The 23084-nt window shown below is 63.3% G+C and carries 24 protein-coding genes and 1 tRNA gene; 12 read left to right on the top strand and 13 right to left on the bottom strand.

The features are described 5' to 3' along the window. Positions 1-81 precede the first annotated feature (81 nt). The 3 genes from NO877_RS12615 (at position 82) to NO877_RS12605 (ending at position 1775) form a co-directional block, all read left to right on the top strand. Positions 82-819 carry a Yip1 family protein gene (locus NO877_RS12615; RefSeq protein ID WP_256396707.1) on the top strand — a complete coding sequence of 246 codons (738 nt, stop codon included), beginning with the start codon at positions 82-84 and terminating at the stop codon, positions 817-819. 113 nt (positions 820-932) lie between these two features. Further along, entirely contained in the window at positions 933-1235 is a 303-nt protein-coding gene (cutA, locus tag NO877_RS12610; RefSeq protein WP_256396706.1) for a divalent-cation tolerance protein CutA, read from the top strand. Between the two features lie 69 nt (positions 1236-1304). Next, entirely contained in the window at positions 1305-1775 is a 471-nt protein-coding gene (locus NO877_RS12605; protein ID WP_256396705.1) for a DUF302 domain-containing protein, read from the top strand. Between the two features lie 43 nt (positions 1776-1818). On the opposite strand, the gene NO877_RS12600 is transcribed toward NO877_RS12605, so the two are convergent. Next, positions 1819-2724 (bottom strand): ABC transporter permease, encoded by a 906-nt coding sequence (locus tag NO877_RS12600; protein WP_256396704.1) that lies wholly within the window; start codon positions 2722-2724, stop codon positions 1819-1821. A gap of 1 nt (position 2725) precedes the next feature. After that, the gene (locus tag NO877_RS12595) at positions 2726-3526 is read right to left on the bottom strand and encodes an ABC transporter ATP-binding protein (protein ID WP_256396703.1); all 801 of its coding nucleotides are present in this window, start codon (positions 3524-3526) and stop codon (positions 2726-2728) included. A 105-nt stretch (positions 3527-3631) separates the two neighbouring features. Between NO877_RS12595 and NO877_RS12590 the strand changes: the two genes are divergently transcribed. Continuing rightward, the gene (locus tag NO877_RS12590) at positions 3632-3988 is read left to right on the top strand and encodes an ArsR/SmtB family transcription factor (RefSeq protein ID WP_256396702.1); all 357 of its coding nucleotides are present in this window, start codon (positions 3632-3634) and stop codon (positions 3986-3988) included. Next, positions 3985-4665 (top strand): DUF7521 family protein, encoded by a 681-nt coding sequence (locus tag NO877_RS12585; protein ID WP_256396701.1) that lies wholly within the window; start codon positions 3985-3987, stop codon positions 4663-4665. Before NO877_RS12590 ends, NO877_RS12585 begins: the two co-directional genes overlap by 4 nt. Before the next feature lie 11 nt (positions 4666-4676). Here the strand turns inward: NO877_RS12585 and malQ are convergent, their stop codons facing one another. Together malQ and NO877_RS12575 are read right to left on the bottom strand one after the other, a co-directional pair. Further along, entirely contained in the window at positions 4677-6164 is a 1488-nt protein-coding gene (gene malQ / locus NO877_RS12580; RefSeq protein WP_256396700.1) for a 4-alpha-glucanotransferase, read from the bottom strand. An 85-nt stretch (positions 6165-6249) separates the two neighbouring features. Further along, positions 6250-6852, bottom strand: coding sequence for an FAD-dependent oxidoreductase (locus tag NO877_RS12575; RefSeq protein ID WP_256396699.1), 603 nt, complete (start codon positions 6850-6852; stop codon positions 6250-6252). A 405-nt stretch (positions 6853-7257) separates the two neighbouring features. On the opposite strand from NO877_RS12575, the gene NO877_RS12570 reads away from it, so the two are divergent. Both NO877_RS12570 and NO877_RS12565 read left to right on the top strand, forming a co-directional pair. Then, a complete protein-coding gene (locus NO877_RS12570) occupies positions 7258-8055 on the top strand; it encodes a helix-turn-helix transcriptional regulator (RefSeq protein ID WP_256396698.1) in 798 nt (265 codons plus the stop codon). Positions 8056-8153: 98 nt separating this feature from the next. After that, entirely contained in the window at positions 8154-8444 is a 291-nt protein-coding gene (locus tag NO877_RS12565) for a PRC-barrel domain-containing protein (protein ID WP_256396697.1), read from the top strand. Here NO877_RS12565 and NO877_RS12560 read toward each other — a convergent pair. From NO877_RS12560 to NO877_RS12545, 4 genes are all read right to left on the bottom strand, one after another. Continuing rightward, the gene (locus tag NO877_RS12560; protein ID WP_256396696.1) at positions 8441-9895 is read right to left on the bottom strand and encodes a DHH family phosphoesterase; all 1455 of its coding nucleotides are present in this window, start codon (positions 9893-9895) and stop codon (positions 8441-8443) included. The two genes, NO877_RS12565 and NO877_RS12560, sit on opposite strands and share 4 nt — an antisense overlap. A gap of 91 nt (positions 9896-9986) precedes the next feature. Continuing rightward, entirely contained in the window at positions 9987-10739 is a 753-nt protein-coding gene (queC, locus tag NO877_RS12555) for a 7-cyano-7-deazaguanine synthase QueC (RefSeq protein WP_256396695.1), read from the bottom strand. Positions 10740-10745: 6 nt separating this feature from the next. Next, entirely contained in the window at positions 10746-11558 is an 813-nt protein-coding gene (locus NO877_RS12550) for a 7-carboxy-7-deazaguanine synthase QueE (RefSeq protein ID WP_256396694.1), read from the bottom strand. A gap of 1 nt (position 11559) precedes the next feature. After that, on the bottom strand, positions 11560-12012 hold the full coding sequence (locus tag NO877_RS12545) for a 6-pyruvoyl trahydropterin synthase family protein (protein WP_256396693.1): 453 nt from the start codon (positions 12010-12012) through the stop codon (positions 11560-11562). A gap of 89 nt (positions 12013-12101) precedes the next feature. On the opposite strand from NO877_RS12545, the gene NO877_RS12540 reads away from it, so the two are divergent. Further along, the gene (locus NO877_RS12540) at positions 12102-12446 is read left to right on the top strand and encodes a 2Fe-2S iron-sulfur cluster-binding protein (RefSeq protein WP_256396692.1); all 345 of its coding nucleotides are present in this window, start codon (positions 12102-12104) and stop codon (positions 12444-12446) included. A 118-nt stretch (positions 12447-12564) separates the two neighbouring features. Here the strand turns inward: NO877_RS12540 and NO877_RS12535 are convergent. Beyond that, positions 12565-12638: transfer RNA gene (locus NO877_RS12535), tRNA-Tyr, on the bottom strand. A gap of 116 nt (positions 12639-12754) precedes the next feature. Here NO877_RS12535 and NO877_RS12530 point away from each other — a divergent pair. From NO877_RS12530 to thsB, 4 genes are all read left to right on the top strand, one after another. Then, on the top strand, positions 12755-13534 hold the full coding sequence (locus tag NO877_RS12530) for a hypothetical protein (RefSeq protein WP_256396691.1): 780 nt from the start codon (positions 12755-12757) through the stop codon (positions 13532-13534). A 42-nt stretch (positions 13535-13576) separates the two neighbouring features. Further along, positions 13577-14641 (top strand): pyridoxal-phosphate-dependent aminotransferase family protein, encoded by a 1065-nt coding sequence (locus NO877_RS12525; RefSeq protein ID WP_256396690.1) that lies wholly within the window; start codon positions 13577-13579, stop codon positions 14639-14641. A gap of 182 nt (positions 14642-14823) precedes the next feature. Then, a complete protein-coding gene (gene fmdA / locus NO877_RS12520) occupies positions 14824-16095 on the top strand; it encodes a formamidase (RefSeq protein ID WP_256396689.1) in 1272 nt (423 codons plus the stop codon). Between the two features lie 78 nt (positions 16096-16173). Then, positions 16174-17838: a thermosome subunit beta gene (gene thsB, locus NO877_RS12515; RefSeq protein ID WP_256396688.1), complete on the top strand. Its 1665-nt coding sequence runs from the start codon at positions 16174-16176 to the stop codon at positions 17836-17838. 9 nt (positions 17839-17847) lie between these two features. On the opposite strand, the gene NO877_RS12510 is transcribed toward thsB, so the two are convergent. The 4 genes from NO877_RS12510 to NO877_RS12495 all read right to left on the bottom strand — a co-directional run bounded on the left by NO877_RS12510 (position 17848) and on the right by NO877_RS12495 (position 22804). Continuing rightward, positions 17848-19677, bottom strand: a complete 1830-nt coding sequence (locus tag NO877_RS12510; RefSeq protein WP_256396687.1) for a DEAD/DEAH box helicase — start codon at positions 19675-19677, stop codon at positions 17848-17850. Positions 19678-19743: 66 nt separating this feature from the next. Beyond that, positions 19744-20382 (bottom strand): hypothetical protein, encoded by a 639-nt coding sequence (locus NO877_RS12505; RefSeq protein WP_256396686.1) that lies wholly within the window; start codon positions 20380-20382, stop codon positions 19744-19746. A 146-nt stretch (positions 20383-20528) separates the two neighbouring features. Then, complete coding sequence (locus tag NO877_RS12500) at positions 20529-21482, bottom strand: DUF7958 family protein (RefSeq protein ID WP_256396685.1); 954 nt, start codon at positions 21480-21482, stop codon at positions 20529-20531. Between the two features lie 2 nt (positions 21483-21484). Then, complete coding sequence (locus tag NO877_RS12495; RefSeq protein WP_256396684.1) at positions 21485-22804, bottom strand: eCIS core domain-containing protein; 1320 nt, start codon at positions 22802-22804, stop codon at positions 21485-21487. Positions 22805-23084: the final 280 nt, after the last annotated feature.

Here is a 23084-nt window from a genome sequence, read left to right as displayed (position 1 = left end):
TCGCTGACAGGATGTGGCCCCGACCGTCGCGTCGACACCGGATCAAAACCTGTTTATTTGATCTGTCATGAACACAGTACAATGGCCCCCAGCGTCGACGCGCTCCGCCAGTTCGTTGTCTCGCCACGAGCGTTCTTCGCCGAGCGCCCACCGGCCGACACCATCGGCGTCTCGGTGGTGTTGGTCGTGCTGTTTAGCGGCTGTCTGGTCGGCGGGATGCTCATGCTCGGCTCGATTCTCGCCGGGACGGTCGACGCGACAGTCACGATGGATAACCCCGCACACACGCCGAGTTCCTTCTGTGACCAGCCACGCGACGATCCGGACTCGCCGCTCTACGACGGCTGTGACGAACCCGAGACCGTCGAGCGGGATGCGGGGCCGCTGCTGCAAGAAGCGGTCACTGAATACACGTGGATCGGGATCGTCGTCCCGCCGGTGCTGTGGGGAGCCGCTGGAGCCGTGCTGTACGGTGCTGGCCGGGCTGCCGGAGGGACACCATCGTTCGGCGGGGCGCTGTCGCTGGCCGGCTGGGCGACGATCCCCGAGTTCTTCCGGCTGGCTGTCGGCCTCGTGGCCATTCGGCTCGCGCTCGTGGATCTGACCGTCACCGACGTCGACCAGCTAGAGGCGGCGATGCTGTCGGCGTTCGCGCCGATCGAACCGATCCTGTTGGTGGCCTCGCTGCTGACAGCCGCCTGGCAGTGGCAGATCCTCAGCGGCGGCCTCGCCGAGGAGGCCGACATCCCGTGGCGGGCCGCCGCGGCCGGTGTGGCCGTTCCGCTGGGGCTGTTCGTCCTTTTCAATACTGTCGTCTGACCGCTACCAGCGCCCGATTACTCCACGGACTGCGTTTTTGGCGTGAGAACAGTGATACTGACGGCAGCCTCGGCGGCGGTAGCTTTGTCTCGCTCGACGCCGACCTCCAACCGATGCCCACAGTCTACGTTACGGCCCCGGAATCCGTGGCCGCCGAACTCGCCGAAACGCTCGTCGACGAACGGCTCGCTGCCTGTGTGAACGCTGTCGGCTGCCAGTCGACCTACCGCTGGGAGGGCGAAGTCATCACCGACGACGAGACGATCCTGCTTATAAAGACGACCGACGAGGGGTACGATCGGCTCGCAGAGCGAATCGAGGAGCTGCATCCGTACGACGTGCCCTGTCTCGAGCGGTTCGATGAGGCCGAGATGGCCGACAGCTTCGGCGCGTGGATCGCTGAATCGATCGACTGACGACGACGAAAGGCAGTCTACCCTCACGCGACCGGGAGAACTAACTCTGAGACGTTCGTTGTCCCGCTGATGACGGACGTTTCGACCGGAACGGACGAACAGCACGCTGCGAACCGACACCTATGCACCGATGGTGGGTCGGTAGATGGACTCGTCACAGTAGCGAGCGACGCGAGCGTCGACGAGTCGGTCGACCGGGTGAAAGCTGCCATCGATGACATCGAGGGACTGAGCCTGATGGCCGAGTTCGACCACGCGGCCAACGCCGCCTCGGTCGACCGCGAGCTGCTGTCGACGACCGTGCTCGTTTTCGGGAATCCCGACATCGGGACACCGCTCATGCAGGGAAACCAAACGGTGGCGATCGATATGCCGCAGAAACTGCTTGTGGCGGAACACAACGACGGGACAGTCACCGTGAGCTACAACGATCCCGACTATCTCGCGGAGCGACACGGGATTGCGCCGGATCACGATACGCTTGAGACCATCGCGGGGGCACTATCCTCGCTGGCTGCGGTCGCCGCCGGAGAGGAGTAAGGGGGGGGGTCAAACCCGATCGAGCGGCGTGTTCATCAATCAGTCACAGGTCGGCGCGCCGAAACCGAGCCAGACCGGCGACGACCGGCACGACAAGCCAGCCGACGAGAACCACGACCGAGACCGGATCGGTGAGATAAACCGGAACCGTTTGACCGATCCGCTCGGCGACCCCTGCGCTGGGATTTGTACCAAGGAGGCCGATGGAGACGCGTAGCGAAGAGACACCCGCCGCGCCCAGCATGTTTGATGCGATGGCGTAGGCTTCGATCGGATTGCTCCGGTCGAGAAACAGGAGCCAGCCGGGAACCTCGGCTCCTGGAAGCGAGCCCGAAACGAGATAATACACCCCGGCGACGAGCGGCTCCCAGAGGAACGTCACGCCGAGAAACGCCCCGAAGGTCGCGGCCAGCGACCGTTTGGCCGTCGAGACGGCCGACGAGACACCGATCGAGAGGCCGAGAAACGCGCCCCCGAGCAGGACCGTCGCGATCGCCACCCCGACGAGCGGGCCGACCGGAACCGATCCCACAGTGAGGCGGCTTACGAGGAGGGCCCAGCCGAACGTGACGGCAAGCCCGGCCACCAGCACGCTGGCTCCGCCGAGGAGCTTTCCGAGGACTACCTCGGTCCGCGAGGGCGGCATCCCGAGGAGGAGCCTGAGACTCCCCGACTCCCGCTCACCGGAGACGGCCGCAGAACCGATGAGGATCGCCGCGACCGGGACCAGCAGCTGTAACGGTAGTCCGAGCAGGCCGACCGGCGACAGCGACGGATCGGCGAGACGCTCGGCTGCCCAGAAGACGAGGGCAGTCGTCCCGAGCAACGCGGCGAGCAGCACCTGAAGCGTCCGCGACCGAACTCCGTGGACGAACTCCTTGCGTGCGATCGCAGCCACCCGGTCGAGCCCGGTCGTCCCGGTCGGCGTATCGGCCGTGGTGGTCGACATCTCACTGCTCACCGCCGGGGACCGCAGCCTGCTGTCGACTGGCGTCCGTTCCGGTCGTATACAGTTCGAACAGCGCTTCGAGCGTCAGTTCGTCGGGGAGTTCCGCGCCGGAGGCCTCCACACCGGGCATCTCCGCGCTGACGGCCTCGCGCAGCCCGTTTATCGTGTCGACGGCGATCAGTCGACCGGTGTCGAGAATACCGACCCGATCACACACCGCTTCGACATGGTCCAGGACGTGACTGGAGAAAAACACGGTCGTCCCCCGGTCGGCTTCCGCGCGGACCAGCCGTTTCAGCAGCGAGACGCCGTGCGGATCGAGGCCGCTGGTCGGTTCGTCGAGAACGAGCAGGTCGGGGTCGCCGACCGTCGCCATCCCGAGGGCGAGCCGCTGGCTCATCCCGGTCGAATACGTGCCCGCCGGTCGCTCGGCGTCGGCGGGGGCCAGTCCGATGCGGTCCAGGACTGTCTCGACATCGACGCTGCAGCCGTTGAGCCGACCGGCAAGCCGGAGGTGTTCCCGACCGGTGAGGCGATCGTACAGCGAATAGCCCTCGGGGAGGACGCCAACGCGTTCGTGGACCGCCCGCGGTTCGCGCTGGGCGTCGTAGCCGAGGACCGTTGCGGTCCCCCCGGTGGGACGAATAAAATCGAGCAGGATGTTGATCGTGGTCGACTTCCCCGCGCCGTTGGGGCCGAGGAAGCCGAAGACCTCCCCGAGCTCGATGGTTAGATCAACGCCGTCGACCGCGAGGTGGTCGCCGTACCGTTTGGTGAGATCGGTGAGCTGGATCGCAGCCATACAGGACGGGCTGTCCGATCGGTAGTAAGCCCCGAGCCACGGCTTCTGACTCGGAAGCTCTTTGTGGGTGTCTATGTCGTATCCCAACCGAGAGGGACTCGAGAGATGGATGAGGCGACCGACGGGCTCTCGGCGGCGACGCTCGGCGAGCTGCTCGAAGACGAGTATGCCCGCTCGATCCTCGCCGAGACGAGCGTCGAGCCGCTGTCGGCCACCGAGCTGGCCGAGCGCTGTGATGCCTCGTCTCCAACGATCTACCGGCGAATCAACCGCCTCCAGGAACTCGATATGCTCGACGAAGAACAGACACTGAACCCCGACGGCCACCACTACCGGCGGTTTTCGGCCCGGCTCGAACGGGTGACGATCGAACTCAGCGACGGCGGCTACGAGGTGTCGGTCGACCGAACGACCGACGACGCCGTCGACCGCTTTACCGAACTGTACGAGGGACTCAGATGACCGCACCGGAACTCAGCGTCGAGGGCGGGTCGGTTGTTGCGGTCGCCGTCGGCTTCCTGTTGGCCCTCGGCACCATCGCGCTGAGCTCCTGGATCGTTCTCGTTGCCTACCGCGGCTACCGGAAGTCCAGCGAGCGGTCGATCCTGTTTCTCGCGGTCGGGATCGGGCTGACGGCGACGGTGCCGACGGTCGCTCGGATCGTGGTGCCGACCGTGGGAGCGTCGGCGCTCCTGTCGACGGCGGTCGCGGTGGCAGTCCAGTTTTCCGGCCTGATCTGGATTCTGTACGCCGTCTACGGCCGACCCGAAGACGGCGGCTACCGCGCGGTGGCCACAGCAGCGGTCGGCTCGCTGTTCGTGTTGCTCGCGCCGTTGGCAGCCGTCGAAAGGGGTATCGGCGAGTCAGCGGCAATGACCGGTGTCAGTGCGGTGACGGCGGTGGTTGGCGGCTTTGTCGCCATCCAGGCCTACCGCGGCTACCGTCGGTACGACCGTCGACCGATGTTGCTGCTGGCGGTCGGAGTCGGGCTGTTGACCGTCGGCTCCTTCGGGACGCTCACCGCGGTTGACCTGCTCGGTTCGACCTCGGATGCAGTGGCGTTGGGCTCGGTGTGGAGCATCGAGCTCCTGGGACTGCTGTCGATCCTCCGCTCGCTGACGACCGACCGGTCGGGGTGAGCGGGACGTGGCTACCGGATCTGGATAGCGGTCATCGTCCCGAGTTTTGTGGCGATCCCCTCGTCGAGCCCCTCGCTGGTGACGCGCCACGTCCAGTTGCCCTCGAGCGTGCCGGGGGTGTTGAACCGTGCGTGGCTGTCGAGGCCGAGCAGGTCCTGGAGCGTTGTAAACGCGAGGATGGCATCGGATTGCCAGACGGCCTCGATGATCGACCAGTTGATCTCGCTGCCGTCGACGCCCAGATTGTAGTGGAGACACTCCCGTTGACGGTCCGACATGGCGTTGTAGTAGCCCGCGAAGGTGTCGGTGTCGTGGGTCGAGGTATAGGCCACGGCGTTCTTCGGGTAGTTCATCGGCTGGTGTTCGTTGCCGCCCTGACACCAGTCGGCGTACTGCGGCACGCGCATGCCGGGGAACTCGAAGCGATCCATCAGTGCCTGGAGTTCGGCGTCGGGGAAGCCGAGATCCTCCGCGATAAAGGGGAGGTCGCCGAGCTGGTCGCGGATGGATTCGAAGAAGTCCGCACCGGGGCCCTCGCGCCACTCGCCGTCGGCCGGGGAGTCCGACTCGAAGGGGATCGCCCAGTATTCGAGGAAGCCCTGGAAGTGGTCCAGCCGAGTCACGTCGACCTGATCGAACAGCCGCTCCAGCCGCCGACCCCACCAGTCGTAGTCGTTGTCGGCCAGCCGCTTCCAGTCATAGAGGGGATTGCCCCACCGCTGGCCGTCGTCGCCTGGGTTCGGCGGCACGCCAGCCACGGCGGTCGGTCGGTTCTGGTCGTCGAGCTGGAACGCCTCGGGGCTCGACCAGACGTCGGCGCTGTCGAGGCCGACGTAGATCGGCACGTCGCCGACGAGTTCGATCCCCGCCTCCTCGGCGTCATTTTTAAAGGCTTGCCACTGGGTGTCGAACCAGTACTGGAGGAGTGTGCGGTACTCGACCTCCTCGCTGAGTTCGTCTCTGGCTTCGGCGAGCGCATCGGGATCGCGGGTTCGGATCGGCTCGGGCCAGTCGACCCACGCGACGCCCTCGTGTTTCTTTTTTAAGGCGCGGAACAGCGCGTAGTCGTCGACCCACGGCTCGTCGTCGCGGAATTCGTCGAGGGCCGCGCGGTCCTCGTCGGTTGCGGTCTCGCGGAACCGCTGATGGGCGGTGCGGAGTTTGTCGCGTTTGTACTCGCCGACCGCGTCGTAGTCGACCGAATGCTCGTCGAAGTCTGGGACGGGCTGGAGGTCCTCGTCGGTCAGCCAGCCGTCGTCGACCAGCCGGTCGAGGCTGATCAGCAGCGGGTTGCCTGCAAAGGCCGAAAACGACTGGTACGGCGAGTTGCCGTGGGCCGAGGAGGTCGGCCCCAGCGGGCAGAACTGCCAGTAGGCCTGCTCGGCCTCCTGGAGGAACGACAGGAACTCGCGTGCGCCCGCGCCGAGGTCGCCGATGCCGTGGGGGCCCGGCAGTGAGGTGAGGTGTAGGAAGACACCGCTTGCTCTATCGAATCGCATACTGACCCTCTCGGTATCCGGGCTGTCAAACGTTGCGGTATTCCGCCTGAGAAACCGGTTGCGGGGTGTCGACCGAGCCTGTGGCTCAGGCTTCGTCGCTCATCCCGCCGAAAACGGCGTCCGCGTCGGCCGGAACGTCGAAATCGTGGTAGTGTTCGCCCTTCACGTCCGAGAGGATGTTGAGCGCCGCCGCCGCGCCGTCGCCCGAAGAGATAACGGCCTGCCACTCCTCGGCTCGTACCATCGCGCCCGTCGCGTAGACGTTCTCGATGCTGGTCTGCATCGAGAGGTCGACCTCAACGGTGTCGTCGTCATCGAACGCACAGCCGAGGTCCTCGGCGATCCCGCGGTTGGCCCCGGTTGCGAGGACGACGTAGTCGGAGTCGTAGCTGCCGTCGGCAGTCTCGACGACGAACCCGTCGTCGGTCTCGGCGATCGACTCGACGGCCTCGTCCTGATGGCGGTCGACGCCGAAGCTGTCGACCTGGTTTCTGGCCGTCTCCATGAACGCCGAGCCGTCCTGTGAGCCGACGCCGAGATAGTTGAACAGGTGGGCTTTGTGCATCCACGTCCCGTCGGTGTCGAACACGCGCGTCTCCAGACCGTTTTTCTGGGTAAAAAGCGCCGCACTGAGTCCGGCGGGACCGCCACCGACGATACTGACCGTTGTCTCGGATTGTTCGCTCATCGTGCAACGGTTCGATAGCCGTCACAATAAGCCCCGGTGGTACATCTCGTCCGTGTTGACAGCAATCGTCGTTACTCAGCAGTTAAGAACTGAAACGTTCCCCGGCCACAAACGGTAGCCGGGCGAACGCGAAACCGAACCGACCCGGGCAAAGTCGGTCGGTTGAAGCCTGATGATCCGGGCAAGGGTCATCAAGCGGATCGATCGGTCGTCCGGGCAAGGCGACCAATCAGTTGCCGGTTTGTCAGAGGCACCCCGGCGTCTATACAAGCGGTGGGTTTCATCTTTACCTCATTGCTTGACTGGGAGCGTCACCAACTGACCAATGTTTATATATGTGGCGGTTATTTATATGATGTATGTCGGACGAAGGCGGAACTATCACTGGTGGTGACTGATGGCACAATGGGCAGGATCGATGCGGACGAGCTGATTCGGCTGCTTACCCGACGGGAGCAGCTCCTGCGCGGCGTCGGCACGGCCGGGGTCGGCAAACGGGAACTCGTCGATCGGCTGTCGGTCTCCCGGTCGACCGTCGACCGCGGGGTTCGGGAGCTCGAATCCGCCGGGCTGTTGGCCCGGTCGGCCGACGGCTACCGGCGCACCCTGTTCGGCGAGCTACTGCTGTCGGAGTACGATAGCTTCGCCACGACCGCCGAGACGCTCTGTGGCGGCCAGTCGCTGTTGGCCGATCTCCCGCCGGGATTCGATCTCGATCCCGTCCTGTTGGAGGATGCGAGCGTCGTCACCGCCAGCCAGTATGCGCCCCACCAGCCCGTCTCGGCGCTCTGTTCGGTACTCGCCGAGGCCCGCTGGGTACAGACCGTCTTCCCGGCGGTGTTTCCACAGGTTCTCGACGAGTGGCTCTCGCTGTGCGACGAGGAGATGATCCGCGCGGATATCGTGCTGACCGAGCCGGTCATCGCCGAGCTGGTCGGTACCCACACCGACACGCTCCGGCAGTTCCTGGAGGACTCGTGTCTCTCGCTCCACCAGGTCGACGACGGGCCGAGCTACGGGCTGGTAATCGCCGAAACGGAGTCGGCGGCCACGGCGGGGGTGGTCGTGATGGACGACCGCGGCGGCGCACGGGCGTTTATCGAAACCGACGCCGAGGCGGCGGTCTCGTGGGTGAGAGAACGGATCAACGACCAACTGCTGCAGTCGACGCCGCTGTCCGAACAGCCGCCGATCGAGTCCTGAGTCGAGACTGGTACGTACCGCCCACACCACTGCCGAACTGTCAGACAAGCGGCGGTCGACCACGAAAACTTATTATCAACACACCCAACCGTAGCCGCATGGACGGGACCCCACAGGAGATCACGACCCTCGTCGGACGCGAAGTCTACTCGAACAACGGCGTCTTCGTCGGTGAAGTCGAAGACGTCCAGCTCAACCTCGACCAGGAAGCCGTCACCGGATTGGCGGTCGGCCAACTCAACAGCGAACTGTTTTCCGAGACCGTCTCGCCCGGCGAGGGCGTGATCATCCCCTATCGGTGGGTCCGCGCGGTCGGCGACGTGATCCTCATCAACGACGTGATCGAGCGACTCAAACAGCCCGAAGACGTCGAAGAGGCAGTCGTTTAGGACCCGTTCGTACTCTCGCCGCTCTCGACGCCCATCGCCTCGAAGAGTTTTCTGCGAACCGCCTCCTCGGTCAACCCCAGCAGCGTATCCCGGTTGTCCTCGCTGGTCTCGATTCCGGTGAAGATCCCGAGTTCGACCTCGACGCTGCCCTGTTTGGAGTGACCGACGACCTCGCCGATATCGTCGAACCCGTTTTTCAGCACGCTGCCGATGTTGATCCGGATATCTTTGGAGCGGGCGGCAACGATGATCTCGTTGTCGACGATCCCGAACACGGCGCTGGTCGTGATCCCCTCCAGATCGAGCAGGTACTGGGCGGCCTGCTCCAAGGCATCCCGATCCCGGATGAAGCCCGCGGTCGAAAACAGGTGGCTCCCCTGGACCTCGCGGTTCTGGATGGCTTCGGCCAAGACGTCGAGCGTCTCGGGCGACATCGAGGGCGATTCGACCTGTTCGAGCGTATCGTGGTTGGCGAACGGGTGGAGGTAGGCTGCCGCAGTGAGGTCGGCAGGGGTGGTGTCTCGCTTGAAGTCCAGGGTTTCGGCCCGAATCCCATACAGGAGGGCAGTGGCGACCGTCTCGCTCGGCGAGAGGTCGAACTCCTGGAGATATTTCGTGAGAATCGTCGACGTCGAGGAGACGTTCGTACGAATGTCGACGAACTCGGCGTCGAGCTCCTCGTCGGGCTCGTAGTGGTCGATGAGGATGTCGATGTCCATCCCCACCGACCCCTCGTCGGATTTCATGTTGTCGACGAGGGCGAACCGTTCGTACTCGCCCATATCGAGGGCCTCCTCGCGGGCCAGCAGTTCGATCCCGAGCAGATTGACGAACGCGCGGTTCTCCTGGTGGCCGATGTCGCCGTCGTAGAGGATGTCCGCATCGACGCCGAACTCCTCGGCGATCGCCTGGAGCGCCGTGGCGCTGGCGATCGAATCGGGGTCGGGGTTGTCCTGTGTGAGGATGGCGAGTCGGCCCGAGGTCGTATCGAGGATGTCGGCGAGCTGTCGGGCTTTGTACTGGAGTTCGCCGGATTCGAGGCTTCGCAGGGCGGATTCGGCGATCACCGTCGAGGGGTTGACGACGACATCCGACCCGAGGTTCCGGAGTTCCTCCTCGGTGACGGGGTCGGAGGCCCGAACGACAACGTACTGGTTACTGCCGCGGTCGCGGATCGCCGAGACGGCGGCCTTGCTGGCCTCGACGTCCGAGGCGAGCACGAGGATGATATCCCGGTCGGCGACGACATCGGCGACGTCGGGGTCGCTGATGTCCTGGACCTGGGCGTTGAGATCCTGATCGCGCAGGGCCTCGACGCGGCTCTCGTCCTTGTCCAGGATGAGGACGTCGTTGCCCTCCTCGTCCAACTCTTCGGCGACCGCGTGGCCGACGCTGCCACAGCCGAGAATCGCATAGGTAGATCGTGACGAACCGATAGCGCCAGCACTCATTGATACGCCGGAATCGGAGAGGGGACCACTTAACAGCATCCGTTTCCACACAAAAGTTAATCCGAGAGACACCTTTCCCGCTGTCGGCCAGTCAGTCGGTGTATTCGGGTCGCTCGGCGTACGGGATCGGATCGCGGACGCCGAGCCGCTGGAAGGCCTGCAGCCGGAACGCACAGGCATCACAGGTGCCGCAGGCCGGTTCTTCGTCGCGGTAACAGCTCCAGGTGTGTTCGAACGGCACCTCGAGTTCGACGCCGCGCTCGGCGATTTCGGTCTTGGTCGATTCGACAAAGGGGACCTCGATCGAAATGTCGGTCTCGGGTTTGGTTCCCACGTCGACCATCGTCTCGAAGGCCTCGAAGAACTCGGGTCGACAGTCGGGGTACCCCGAGAAATCCTCGCTGTGGGCCCCGACAAAGACGGCCTCACAGTCGTTGGCTTCGGCAAATGAGACGGCCATCGACAGCAGATTCGCGTTGCGGAATGGGACGTAGGTGTCGGGGATCTCCTCGCTGTCGAGATCCGCGTCGTCGACCGCGATTTCGTCGTCGGTCAGCGCCGAGCCGCCGATCTCCTGGAGGTGATCGGTCTCGATATGGAGGAACTCGGCCGCGCCGACGATCTCGGCCAACTCGCGGGAGCAGTCGTACTCCTTCGTCTCGGTGCGCTGGCCGTAGGAGGTATGTAGGAAGTACAGTTCGTAGCCACGCTCGCGGGCCTCGTAGGCAGTCGTCGCGCTGTCCATTCCGCCGGAGACGAGGACGACGGCGCGGTTGGTCGGCTGGTCGCCGGTCGGTGCGTCGGTGGTGTCGGTCGTCGATGGATTCTGTGTGGATTCGGGCATGATTGATCAGGTTTCGGGGGCGTCGTTCCAGAGGTCGACGTGGAGCCGCGGCGTGTAGCGGTAGCCCGACTCGATGGCCACCTCGGCGACCTCGCGGCGGGTGTCGGCCAGTTGCTCGCGGGTCTGTCCCTCCGGCATCAACAGCACGTCGGTATCCGCGACTTCGGTCTCGGTTTCGGCGCGAAGCTCGCCAACCAAATCCTCGATTTCCGGGAGGTCGTCCCGTCCCGTGAGGACGAACTTGAGTTGGAAGCCGAACCGCTCTATGAGCGCGGTCAGCGCCTCGTGGTCGATCCGGTTGGCCTCGTGGCGCTGCTGCCAGTCGTCGACGCCTGTGTCAGCCGTTTCAGCAGCGTCGCCGCCCGCCGGTGGTCGCTCCGGTGTCGGCGTCGAGGAGGCGAGTTTCGGGCTGATACTGGCGAGATCGATCGGGGTTCCAGGAGGCGGCGCAATCGTCCCGTTCGTTTCGACGGTGATATGGTAGCCGCGGTCGGCGAGGCGATTTATAAGCGTGACCGCCTCCTCGTGGATCAGCGGCTCGCCGCCGGTGAGCACGACGTGGTCGGCGTCGAACTCCGAAACGCGGTCGACGATCTCGTCGAGGTCCATCCAGGCGTGGGTTGGCTCCCACGAGGTGTGGTAGGAGTCGCAGAACCAACACCGGAGGTTGCAGCCGCTGGTTCGAATGAAGATGCTCGGCACACCCGCGAGGACGCCCTCGCCCTGCAAGGACTCAAATAGCTCGTTTATCGGCAGGGCGGGCCCGTCGCTGTCTGGTGGCGAGTCCTGGTCGACGCTGGGTTCGGAGCTGACTGGCATCTTACTGGCAACTGCTGAGTTCGGCCGTTTCGCTCACGTCGACCGAGACCTCGGTGACGGTGTCGGGGAGTTCCGCGCGGAGTTCGGCTTCCAGGACGACCGCCATCACCTCCGCCGTGGGTGGGGCCTCCAGGACGACCACCGCATCGCCGTCGCCAGCGTCCTCGAAGGCTTCGATGAGTGGGTCGCCCGCCTCCAGGAGGAAGCGGTGATCCCAGCGGTCGATAATATCGGTCACGTCGCCCTTGTCGGCGACCCACCCCTCTTCGGTGAGTTCGCCGGAGACCGACACCGAAATCTCGTAGTTGTGGCCGTGTGGGCGGCTACACTTGCCGTCGTGGTGGAGAATGCGATGGCCGGAGCTGATCCGGATCGGCCGATCGCGGCCGACGTGGATCGTCCGCTCGCCTGCCCGTGAGACGAGTGAGTGTTCCTGAGAGGCTCGTTGAGGCATACCGTGGGCTTACCGAGTCGAGTATATAAATCCCGCTGGCTGGCGGTCGAGGGCCAAAGCGTCAACCCTCGCGACGGTGAACGGTCAGTATGGGCGAGACCGACGGGTCCGAGACGGTTCGGGTGATCGTTGTCGACGGCGAAACCGAAACCGAACTCGTCGTCGAGCGGGGGCGTGTGCTTCGGGAGGTGCTCCTGGAGGCAGGATTTTCGCCGTACAGCAGACTGACCGACCGAGCCAACTGCGGCGGCCGCGGGCTGTGTGCGACGTGTGGGGTTCGGCTGGTCGAAGCTGTCGAGCCAGAGCACTGGCATGATCGGCTTGCCGAGCGGTTCGGGTATCCACGGTTGTCGTGTCAGATCGCGGCTGAGCGGGATCTACGAGTTTCGCTTATAAACGATAAGATCGTGTGGGGGCGTCGGCGGTCAGAGTGAACTATATTTAAAATACTCCGCCCTCCCCGAATTGAACTCACTCACTTCGCTACGCTCGTTCGCTGCTCAATTCGGGTCGGGAGAGACTTTTGACTGCTCACGTTGTTCGCAGCAAAAGTCCGCCCTCCCCGAATTGAACGGGGGACAAGTCGATCTACAGTCGACTGCTCTACCAGGCTGAGCTAAGGGCGGGCTACCTCATTCTATACCCGCAACCATGTTTAAGAATTCTCATTTCCGCGCCCACCGGCACGCCCTCCCACAGTCTGAGCCGTCGACCTTTAGCCCCCACCGGTCCCACAGCCGCCATGGGCGAGGATCGAGAGCCACGACAGGCGACCTTCGGCAGCGACGGCGAACTCGACACCGACCGCGACCCCGAGGCCGACACGGACAACGACTTCGGCGACCCCAAGGCGGCAAACGAGACCGACGGCGGCTACAACCGCTATGCCGTCTCCAGCCTCCTTCAAAAGGCCGTCCGCCGCTCCGACGAGGAGGTCGCCGCCTGGGCCGCCTGGGAACTCGCCCGCTCGGGGTACGCCTGGAACCTCTGGGACCGCCTGAACCTCTATGTCGTTGAGGACCTCCAAGCAGGCCACGAGGTCGCGCTCACCATCCAGCGCTACGAGGAGCTGGCGACCGAACGATGGGATGAAGCGGGCTGGAAGGGGCGACTCTGTGCGATCCATGCCGCCCTCGCCGCCGCCCGCGCACCTTCCACCCGTGAAGCCTCTAACGCCGACGAGTACTTCCGCAAAGTCGCCGACGTGCGAGCCGAGGCAAAGGAGAACAACGAGGATCCCACGGTCAACTTCCCGGCGGGCGACCTCGAACCCGGCGAACAATACGACGCGATTTTCGACGGCCACACCGGCGAGGGCTCGCGGCTGGGCCGCGGCAAACGCTTCTTCAAAACTCGTGGCGCACGCGTCGGGCCAGAGGGCGAGGACGACCAGAGCGCACGGTGGCAACGCCTGAGCATGGTGCTCGACGAGATCGACTTCAGTGAGGAGGAGATCAGCCACGCCATCGAGGCAGTCGACGCCGACGATCGGTGGACCGAACCTGACGACCTGCCGGAGTAACAGACCGCAACCGGCTAATGGGTCGACCGCCCACTACGCTCCATGCTATTCACACCGGGGCCGACCGCGGTCCCACCCGAAGTACGGGAGGCGATGGCGCAGCCGCAGCCGAACTCCGCAGTCCAATCGGAGTTCACCGATCTCTACAACCAACTCTGTAAGAATTTACAAACCGTCTACGACACGAACCACGACGTGATCGTCCCCGGCGGTGAGGGAATTCTCGGGCTCGAAGCCGCGATCGCCTCCCTGGTCGCGCCGGGCGACCGCGTGCTCTGTGTTTCGAACGGCCTCTATGGCGACGGGTTCGCCGACTTCGTCGACTCCTACGACGGCGAGCCAAAACTCGTCTCCGCGCCCTACGATGAGGGCTACGACCTCGATGCCATCGAAACCGCGCTCGCCGACGCTGCCGCCGCAGACGACCAGTTCCTCGCGGCGACGATGGTCCACTGTGAGACCCCTACCGGAACGCTCAACGATCTCGAACCAGTGTTGGATCTGCTCGACGAGTACGACGTGCTGAGCGTCGTCGACGCCGTCTCCTCGCTCGGTGGCACACCAGTCCCGACCGACCGGATCGACGTCTGTCTCGGGGCCTCCCAGAAGGTCTTTAGCGCGCCGCCGGGGCTGACAACGGTCGCGATCAGCGACCGGGCGTGGGAGGCGATGGAATCCCGCGAACCGACCAGCTTATATACCAATTTGCTCCCGTGGCGCGACGTGTCGGATGGGTTCCCGTATACGCATATGGATGCGAACGTCGCCGCTCTCGACACCGCCGTCTCGCGGCTGGTCGACGAAGGCAACGACGCCGTTTATAACCGCCACGAGCGGGCCGCCGAGCGCTGCCGCGAGCGTGGGGCCGAACTCGGTTTGGATCTCTATCCCGACCAAGCCCGTAGCTCGCCGACTGTCACCGCCTTCCACATCCCTGGCGAGGCCGAACGAATCCAACGGCGCGTCGAAGCCGAGCACGATATCGTCCTCGCAACGAGTCTCGGCGATCTCGCCGACGATATCCTGCGCGTTGGGCATATGGGCTATAACGCAGAAGTCGACAAGGTCGACCGGGTAATGAACGCCATCGAAGCAGCTCTCGACTGAAAGTCACTTCGACGGGTCTGCCTCTGGTGATTGGGTGAGGAAGAATCCGATACCACGTTTATACTGTGGATTCGTTCCTTGTTTTGCCAGCTATTCGTCCTAATTTCGTCTAGATATTATTTTAAATCGCAAAATGTGTTTATAAGACAGTATCCAGAACAGTTGTGTGTGAGTTGGTAGTAATGCCCGAGATAGCATTCGAAGTCGACGTCGACAGCCCGCCGAGCGAACAGCCCGACGCCAAGCCGTTCAACCGCTGGCATCCGGACATACCGGCCGTCGCGGAAGCCGATCCTGGAGAGACGATGCGACTGGAGGCCCTCGACTGGACCGGCGGACAAATCAGCGACGACGACAACGCCAACGACGTCAGGGACGTCGACCTCAGTCAGGTCCACTATCTGGCTGGGCCGGTCCACGTCAACGGCGCGGAGCCGGGCGACCTCCTCAAAGTCGAGTTCCTGGATATGGGTCCGCTCAACGACCGCTCGGAGTTCGGCTTTACCGGCACGTTCTCCCAACAGAACGGCGGTGGCTTCCTCACTGACCACTTCCCGCACGCCGCCAAATCGATCTGGGATCTCGAAGGCTACACCGTCTCTTCCCGACACATTCCGGACGTTCGATACGAGGGCAAGATCCATCCTGGACTCGCTGGCTGTGCGCCGAGCCAGGAACTACTGGAGGAGTGGAACAGCCGCGAGCAGGAACTGATCGATAAACACGCTGAGGACCCCGAATCGATCCCGAACCACCCCACCGGCGAGGCCGAGCCGGGGGTCGCAAACCCGCCGACTGCCGAGGGGGCGATGATGGGCGAGATGGACCCCGACGAAGCCGAGAAGGCTGCCGAAGAGGCCGCCCGAACCGTCCCGCCGCGCGAACACGGCGGCAACCACGACATCAAGGACCTCTCGATCGGTTCGACGGTCTACTTCCCCGTCTACGTCGAGGGCGGCAAGTTCGCCCTCGGCGACTTCCACGCCTCCCAGGGCGACGGCGAGATCACCTTCTGTGGGGCGATCGAGATGGCGGGCTACGCCGACGTGAAGTTCGACGTGGTGAAAAACGGGATGGAGAAACACGGCGTCGACCATCCGATCTTCGAACCCGGCCACCGCGGGCCGACTTTCGAGGACTACGTCACCTTCTGTGGCTACTCCGTCACCGAGGACGGCGAACAGAAGTACATCGACTCGCATACTGCCTACCGGCGGGCTTCCCTGCAGGCAATCGACTACCTCAAGCAGTTCGGCTACACCGGCGAGCAGGCCTACCACATCCTCGGCACCGTCCCCGTTGAGGGCCGACAGAGCGGCGTCGTCGACATCCCGAACGCGTGTTCGACGCTCGCACTCCCGAAGGGGGCCTTCGAGTTCGACATCTCACCCAGCGGCCTCGACGACAACAGCGCCGACCGTGGCAACGTCGTCGTGACCGACGACCCACTGTAAGCGCCGACTGTCGAGAATCGAACACCCCGCAAAACCACTCCTTCCCAACCCTACTCACGACCCAGTTATGTTTGATACATGTCATCAATAAACGACTCCGTATCGCACACACAATCCGACGAGTCGGGCCAATCACCGCTCAAAGCCGGGATTGCGCTGGCCGAAACCGTTCACTCGACGCTCGGGCCGAACGGGATGGACAAGATGCTGATCGACGACCGTGGCCGGGTTGTCGTGACGAACGACGGCGCGAGGGTTCTCGATCGACTGGATATCACCGAGCCGATCGGTCGGGTGTTGAAACACACCGTCCAGCGCCACCAGCAGTGGGTCGGTGACGGCTCGACGACAACACTCCTGCTCATTGGTGAACTCCTGTCGGCGGCCCGGTCGCTCCAGGAGGATGGCCTCCATCCGACGACGATCGTCGACGGCTACTATCAGGCCACGATGTGCGCTCGCGAGCAACTCTTGGAGTACGCCCACAGCATCGATCCCGCTGACGACGACGTCCTTCAGGCCGTCGCAACCACGGCCGTCACTGGCCGGTGGGACGACCAGTCGACCGATCGGTTTGGCTCTCTGGCGCTGTCGGCGCTCCGGGCAGTCGACTTCGAGCCAACCCGACTCGCGATCAGTGCCTATCCCGGTGGTGAGCTCCGGGATTCCCGCGTCATCGATGGCCTGCTCGTCGACCTCGATAGCTCCTCGACGACGATCGATCTGCTCGATGCCCGTGAGTTCCGGACCGTTTCCGCGCCCCGGATCGCCCTCATCGGCTCCGAACTCGCTGTCGATGCCCCCACAGGCGTCGAGACGCTCTCGATTTCCGACGCCGACCAGGCGGCCGCATTCCGGAGTCACGACCAGCAGGTGCGAGACGGGATCGTCGACCGGCTCCAAGAAGTCGGCGCGACGGTCGTCTGCTGTCAGAAGTCGATCGATCAGGGGATTCGGGCGACACTGGCGGCTGCGGGAATTCTCACGGTCGAACGTACCCGCCAAGACGAGTTCGATACCATCGCACAGTCGACGGGCGCGACCGCGGTACAGTCGGTCGAGGAATTGACACCGGAGGCCCTCGGTCGGGCCGAGTCGGTCCAACAGCGGACATTCGGCACGACCGACACGCTACTGCTAAGAGGCTGTTCGGGACAGTCACAGGCAACGCTCCTGTTGCGTGGTGGAACGCCGCACGTGTCCGACGAGATGGAGCGAATTCTCCAGACGGCTACGGCTGTCGTCACGCAGGCAGCTCACGATGGTTCAGTGGTTCCAGGAGGTGCTGCGAGTGCGATGGCGATCTCACAAGAACTCTCGCAGTTTGCCGAGACGGTCTCGGGCCGCGAGCAGCTCGCCGTCCGTGCCTTTGGCGAGGCCGTCGCCCAGATCCCGCGTGTGCTGGCGACGAACGCTGGGGCGAATCCGATCGACACGCTGGCCGCCCTGCGGACGAAACACGATGCGGGAGCCACAACGGTGGGAATCGATCCTTCGGGCTCGACTCGGGAGATGGTCGGGGCGGGCGTCGTCGAGCCACGAACGGTCTTCGATCGGTGTCTGGTGACCGCCCTGGAAGCAGCCGCAACGCTCCTCCGGATCGATTCGGTGCGTGTATCCGAGGAGTCGCCGCCAGCGGCCACCCACGACAGCCACACAGGACACAGTCATGATAGTCATCCAGGACACGACCATGGCAATGGCAGTCACGCTGGTGGCTATCCCTGGGCACTCAGCCACTGACGGTAGTGGCTACTCGCTGACGTTCGTTTCCCGAATCCGGACGCCCTTCCCAGCCAGATGGCGCATCTGCTGTTGGGCGAAATCCTCCTCTCGCGTCCCGCGAGTCGCCAGCACGTACAGCACTGCGCTCCCGACCGGGCGCATGGTTCGACCGGCCCGCTGGGTGCCCTGCCTGCGCGATCCCCCTAATCCGGAGGCCACAATCGCCAACTCCGCATTGGGCAGGTCGATCCCCTCGTCGGCGATCCGCGAGACCACCAAGGTCTGTAACTCGCCGTTTCGGAACGCCTCGAACTGGCGCTGGCGCTCGTAGTGGCGCGTCTCCCCGCTTATAAATGGAATATCCAGCGCCTCGGCGATTTCGTCGCCTTGATCGAGGTAGTCGACGAAGATCAGCGTCTTCGAGTTGGGATGCGTTTCGCAGAGATACCGGATTTCGGCGATCTTGGCGGGGTTCATCGCGGCCAACTGATACCGCTCCCGACCGTCGGCACTCGTATACTCGTTTCTGTCCATCTCGTCGCGCCACGGCACGTACCGAATTTCGACCTCCGGCTCGGCGACGAACCCAGCATCAAAGAGGGCAGCCCAATCCGTGCCGATGGGTGGGCCGATCAGCGTGAATATCTCGGATTCTTTGTCGTCTTCTCGGACTGGCGTTGCGCTGAGTCCCAAGCGGTGCGAGGTCTGGAGGTCAGCACTCCGGCGGAACACTTTGCTGGGAATATGCTGGACCTCGTCGTAGACGATCAGCCCCCACTTCCTGGAGTCGAACAGCTGTCGGTGGCGATCCATTCCGGCAGTCTGGTAGGTGGCGATCGTCACCGGCCGGATATTCTTTTGGCCGCCGTGATACTCGCCGATCTGTGCATCCGTGAGCGTCGACTCGCTGGTCAGCGCCTCGCGCCACTGGGCGGCGAGCTCGCGACTCGGCACCAGGATCAGGGTCTCGCCACCCACCGCGGCGATGGTGGCGATGGCGGCGATCGTCTTGCCGCTGCCCGGCGGGCCCACATATACCCCGGCCTGCTGGTCGAGAAAGGTGTCGACCCACGACCGTTGGTATTCCCGGAGTGAAGCCGTCAGATCGATCTCGATGGGGTCGCCGGTTTCGAGCTCGCGCTCGTCGACGACCGGATACCCGGCCTCGTACAGCACACGCTTCACGGAGGCAACCTCCTCGGCGTTGACCCAACTTTCGGTATCCGAAATCGGTGCCCGGAGTTGGTCCTCCGAGAGCTTCTGTCTGGCCACGTTGCCCATGAGTTCCTCAGTTGCGGCCTCCAGGACCGTGTAGCCGTCCTCATGGGTCCGCAGCGTGAACTGGTGGGCGCGGTTCCACTGGGATTCGACCCACTCTTCGAGATGCGGCGATCGCCGGGGTAGCACCGATCGCATAGATCCGAGGAGACCCTCAAGATCGTCGAACGGCGCGGCCCAGATATCCTCCTGCCGGATACGGTAGAGATAGCCACGCGTTCCGGGGTCGGTACCGGTCGAGTCGACCAGATGGGCGAACTGCGAGAGTTGGGCACGGGTGTACTGGGTCGGCTGGTCGACGACGACCTCACGGCGGGTCGGAAACACGATCACCCGCTCGCGCCCGGCGAGATCGCGGATATCGGTTGGATACCACGCGACGGGTTCGCCCTCGACGCGCGCGGGTTCAAGATCGCCAGCGTCAACGAGAGCGTCGAGGCCGCGTCGGGCAGCGGCTTCGTCGAGATCGAGCCGCCGGGCGACCTGCTGGGCCGTGAGGACCGGCCGCTCCTCGGCGTCGACGGCCGTATAAAAATCGTCGAGCGAGAGCGGGGCCTCTTCGGTCGTGTCGTCGGTCATTGTCGACCGGAGGTGGTCGACGGTCAAACCGGTTGTGAACCCGGTCGGTTCACCACCGCCGCCCGCTCAGGACCGGCAGTGTCGGCGGCAGAGTTCGGCCTTCGATCGGAACCGGCCGCCACAGTCGACACACTCCACGGAGCCGTCACCGGCCTCGGTTTTCACGCGGTGGCCGCCGATCTCAAAGGCGCGGGTGACGATTCGCGGGCGGATCAGCTCCGGGATCTGTGAATCGTGGTTGTCGCTGAGATCCGCCCGGAGTTTGATCGTGTGGACGTCGGTGTCGTGCCACCGCTCGGAGTCGATGGCGGTCTCCCAGTCCTCTACTTCGGTCCAACCGGTGACGACGACCGGCGAGGCGGTTTCGGTATCGCTGACGACGACGATATACCGAATTCCTGCTTTGGTAAGCGCAAACCGCCAGCCGTCGGTCGTATTCCAGCGGATCTGGCCGTCGGTGATCGCCTCGCTGACGATCGGAACCGACACATAGCGGCCTTGCTGGTGCAGTCGCTCGCGGAAGTGGTCGGTCTGTGCATACAGAGAGGGGTTCCGAAGCGGCGGATCTTCGGGTGACCGCTTACGAGCGGGCGTTTCGGCACTCGACCGTGTGAGGCCGGTCGATTCGGCGTACGCAGCCGGTTCAGGGAGTGACCCCAGTCCCGATGTCTCGCTGACACCCGGACCGCTCTGTCGGGATGCCACTAACAGGGTATAAGAAGACCGGGGATATAAATTTTTCAGCCAGTACACCCCTATATCATTCCAGTGGACTCCTGTTGGATACATAGATAGACAGATTTAGAGATCGATGGTCGACCCTAGACGAGTCGGCTTAGATGAGTCGGCTTTTATTGAATGGTCATGTCGTGGTTCCCATCCCGCAGATGCAGTTGTGGGTAGAGATCGTACTGGTCGTACCGTCTTGCATACCGAAATTTCCCAAAGCCGAGCACGCGATACGGTTCCGGTGGGAGGAGTCCCATGCCGACAACGCAGTCACGAACTTGACAGCGTAGGTGATAATCCAAATACTGACCGAAGTCATCGATCGGACCGGGGTCGGTGGGCATCAGTTCGAGTCTCGCATCCGGTTCTCGGTCGAGTGGTCGATCTGCCCACTGAACCTCGTGTTCTCCACGGCTGTTTGGGTAGCCGACATGGATTCCCGAGACGGCGCTCAGTTCGAGTTCGATATCGTCGGGATCGGTGAGGTCGGTTAGGTGTTCGCCAAATTCGGCCCAGTTCTGTCTCTCGTTTTCGCCGACGACTGCACCGGTTTGCGTAGTGGTGCCCGTCTCGTAGTCGAGTCCATGCGCCTCAGCAAGCGATCTCGCCTGATCTGTGAGGCCACTGTCGGCAATATCAACACCGAGATACAGTTCCAATTTATAAACGACTGCATCCGGTTTCTGGACCCTGGCTGGCAGGTCGATCGGTCGCCCAACGTCTTTGTGGTGGCTCTGGAGTTGGGTGTACAGCGGGCCGAAAAGTTGTTCGAACCGCTCGTCTGAGAGAGATCGGATGGCCTGCCGGACAGCCTCAATGTAGTCCGGATTGTCGATGTGGTCGACTGTGTCGTAGCCGCGTTCACGGTAGACGTAGTACTTTGCATACCGACGGGCCTGTTCGTTGTGTTCGTTTTCGTCGGATGTTCTGTTTATAGGCTTGTCAGCATATGCATCACATAAGTGTCCATCAATTTCACCATTATAACAGACACCAATTTTGTGTGCTGCCCCGTTATTATCGTTAACCAACACCCCAAACCCGTCATCTGTTTCTTTTTTTATTTCTGCATCCATAATTAGAAGTCAGTTTTATTACTACCTTTGTGCGTAGATCCTTTTTTGAGTTCCCGATACATCTGGGAGATCTCTTGATACATCTGTTCGAGTTGTTCACCCTCTCCACCCGGACGGTTCGAATCGATGAACTCGACGCTTTCCTTCATTACGTCGGAGACGGCAGCCCCAGCCACGGCACCGACGGTTGTTCCAACGCCGGGAATCACGGTACCAGCAGCTGCGCCGAGCAGGGCACCGGTTCCGGCACTCGCAAGCGAGCCAAAGACACCTTTCGTGGCTGCCTTCCCCCACTCTCCATCGGTCGCTGCGCCGGGTTGTGCCGTCGACAGCGTCTCTAGCACCTGCTCTTGACGCTGTTTGATCCGCTCGACTTCTTTGGCTAATGTTTCCGGATTCGGTTGGACACCACCGTTCTGATCGTCCTGCAATCGTTCCGTGATCCCCTTTCGGGCCTGTTCAACACGCTTCTGACCGGGATACCGCTGGAGATGGACTGCTGTGGTAGCCAGCCGCTGAATTCCCAACTCACCATCCTGCATCACCTGCTCGGCCGTTTCTTCGGCTTCACGCTCAAGAGCCGGATCGGAGTCGACCTCCAGTTCCAGATCCGCCTGCGGCAACATCGACACGGCCCCACCAGTCTGCTGGCGAACGTGCGCCAGTTCATGAGCCAACACGTGCTGGCCCTCCGGCGACTCCGGATCGTACTCGCCGGAGTTGAACGCAACGTGATTGCCGACCGTGAACGCACGGGCGTTGATCGATTCACACGCAGCCGCAGCCTGCGGACCGGTGTGAATCCGCACATCGCCGAGCGAATCACCCATCCGATCTTCCATCGCCTCCTGGATCGAGCCGTCGAGCGACCGGCCGGTCGACGCAATCACATCCCGAACCGGCTCAGGCACGCCAGTCTCACCAGCCCCGCCCGTCTCGGCGGCGGCGGCCTGCTCGCTGCGCTGGACCGACCGCTTGTTTTGCCGCTCGATATTCGTCGGTACCTCCGGCGGGCGGTCGGCCTGCCGCTGGCGGAAGGCCTCCATATCCCGCGTTTTGCCCATGATCTCGGTCGGCATCCCCTCCGCGATCCAGTCGTGGACTTCCGCTCCGAAGGTCGACTCGTGTTGCTGTAACCGCTGAAGGGTCTCAGTGTCGGGGATCGTCATCCCATAGCGGTTCTCACCGCGATCGATATCGTCAATCCATCCGACACCAGTCGACTGGCCACCGCCAGCGGTCGACGCCTGCCGGGCGGAGCCTCCGCCTCCGGTGTCAGTCGACGCTTGTCTCTCGGTTCGGCGTGCTGAGCGAAATCCCATTGGCTCGTCTGGGAAGGGATGCCCGCCCGATCCGGTATAAATCCTCGTAGCTTTATTTAAATACTCGCCAAATAACGCTTTCAGACTCGATTAGGGTCACTACTGGTAACAGAGTGAACATCGGTTCTATACCGGCGGCTCCGTATCGTCCTCGGAGAACTTGTGAAAGCATCGAAAACACCGATAATACTTTTTGACGCTCCCGCTCTCCGTTCGAGGGTATCCATTCGTTCGCATTCGTATAACGAGATACACACACCCACAGTTCGGACAGGAGGGC

It is taken from the genome of Halohasta litorea, from assembly GCF_024494645.1.
GTDB classification, from domain to species: Archaea; Halobacteriota; Halobacteria; order Halobacteriales; family Haloferacaceae; genus Halohasta; species Halohasta litorea.
The sequence above is the reverse complement of the archived record's forward strand: the minus strand, read 5'-3'. Positions and strand labels throughout refer to the sequence as shown.

Coding starts and splice junctions, on each gene's coding strand:
- NO877_RS12615 (WP_256396707.1), top strand. CDS start 82: ATGGCCCCCAGCGTCGACGCGCTCCGCCAGTTCGTTGTCTCGCCACGA.
- cutA (WP_256396706.1), top strand. CDS start 933: ATGCCCACAGTCTACGTTACGGCCCCGGAATCCGTGGCCGCCGAACTC.
- NO877_RS12605 (WP_256396705.1), top strand. CDS start 1,305: ATGACGGACGTTTCGACCGGAACGGACGAACAGCACGCTGCGAACCGA.
- NO877_RS12600 (WP_256396704.1), bottom strand. CDS start 2,724: ATGTCGACCACCACGGCCGATACGCCGACCGGGACGACCGGGCTCGAC.
- NO877_RS12595 (WP_256396703.1), bottom strand. CDS start 3,526: ATGGCTGCGATCCAGCTCACCGATCTCACCAAACGGTACGGCGACCAC.
- NO877_RS12590 (WP_256396702.1), top strand. CDS start 3,632: ATGGATGAGGCGACCGACGGGCTCTCGGCGGCGACGCTCGGCGAGCTG.
- NO877_RS12585 (WP_256396701.1), top strand. CDS start 3,985: ATGACCGCACCGGAACTCAGCGTCGAGGGCGGGTCGGTTGTTGCGGTC.
- malQ (WP_256396700.1), bottom strand. CDS start 6,164: ATGCGATTCGATAGAGCAAGCGGTGTCTTCCTACACCTCACCTCACTG.
- NO877_RS12575 (WP_256396699.1), bottom strand. CDS start 6,852: ATGAGCGAACAATCCGAGACAACGGTCAGTATCGTCGGTGGCGGTCCC.
- NO877_RS12570 (WP_256396698.1), top strand. CDS start 7,258: ATGGGCAGGATCGATGCGGACGAGCTGATTCGGCTGCTTACCCGACGG.
- NO877_RS12565 (WP_256396697.1), top strand. CDS start 8,154: ATGGACGGGACCCCACAGGAGATCACGACCCTCGTCGGACGCGAAGTC.
- NO877_RS12560 (WP_256396696.1), bottom strand. CDS start 9,895: ATGAGTGCTGGCGCTATCGGTTCGTCACGATCTACCTATGCGATTCTC.
- queC (WP_256396695.1), bottom strand. CDS start 10,739: ATGCCCGAATCCACACAGAATCCATCGACGACCGACACCACCGACGCA.
- NO877_RS12550 (WP_256396694.1), bottom strand. CDS start 11,558: ATGCCAGTCAGCTCCGAACCCAGCGTCGACCAGGACTCGCCACCAGAC.
- NO877_RS12545 (WP_256396693.1), bottom strand. CDS start 12,012: ATGCCTCAACGAGCCTCTCAGGAACACTCACTCGTCTCACGGGCAGGC.
- NO877_RS12540 (WP_256396692.1), top strand. CDS start 12,102: ATGGGCGAGACCGACGGGTCCGAGACGGTTCGGGTGATCGTTGTCGAC.
- NO877_RS12530 (WP_256396691.1), top strand. CDS start 12,755: ATGGGCGAGGATCGAGAGCCACGACAGGCGACCTTCGGCAGCGACGGC.
- NO877_RS12525 (WP_256396690.1), top strand. CDS start 13,577: ATGCTATTCACACCGGGGCCGACCGCGGTCCCACCCGAAGTACGGGAG.
- fmdA (WP_256396689.1), top strand. CDS start 14,824: ATGCCCGAGATAGCATTCGAAGTCGACGTCGACAGCCCGCCGAGCGAA.
- thsB (WP_256396688.1), top strand. CDS start 16,174: ATGTCATCAATAAACGACTCCGTATCGCACACACAATCCGACGAGTCG.
- NO877_RS12510 (WP_256396687.1), bottom strand. CDS start 19,677: ATGACCGACGACACGACCGAAGAGGCCCCGCTCTCGCTCGACGATTTT.
- NO877_RS12500 (WP_256396685.1), bottom strand. CDS start 21,482: ATGGATGCAGAAATAAAAAAAGAAACAGATGACGGGTTTGGGGTGTTG.
- NO877_RS12495 (WP_256396684.1), bottom strand. CDS start 22,804: ATGGGATTTCGCTCAGCACGCCGAACCGAGAGACAAGCGTCGACTGAC.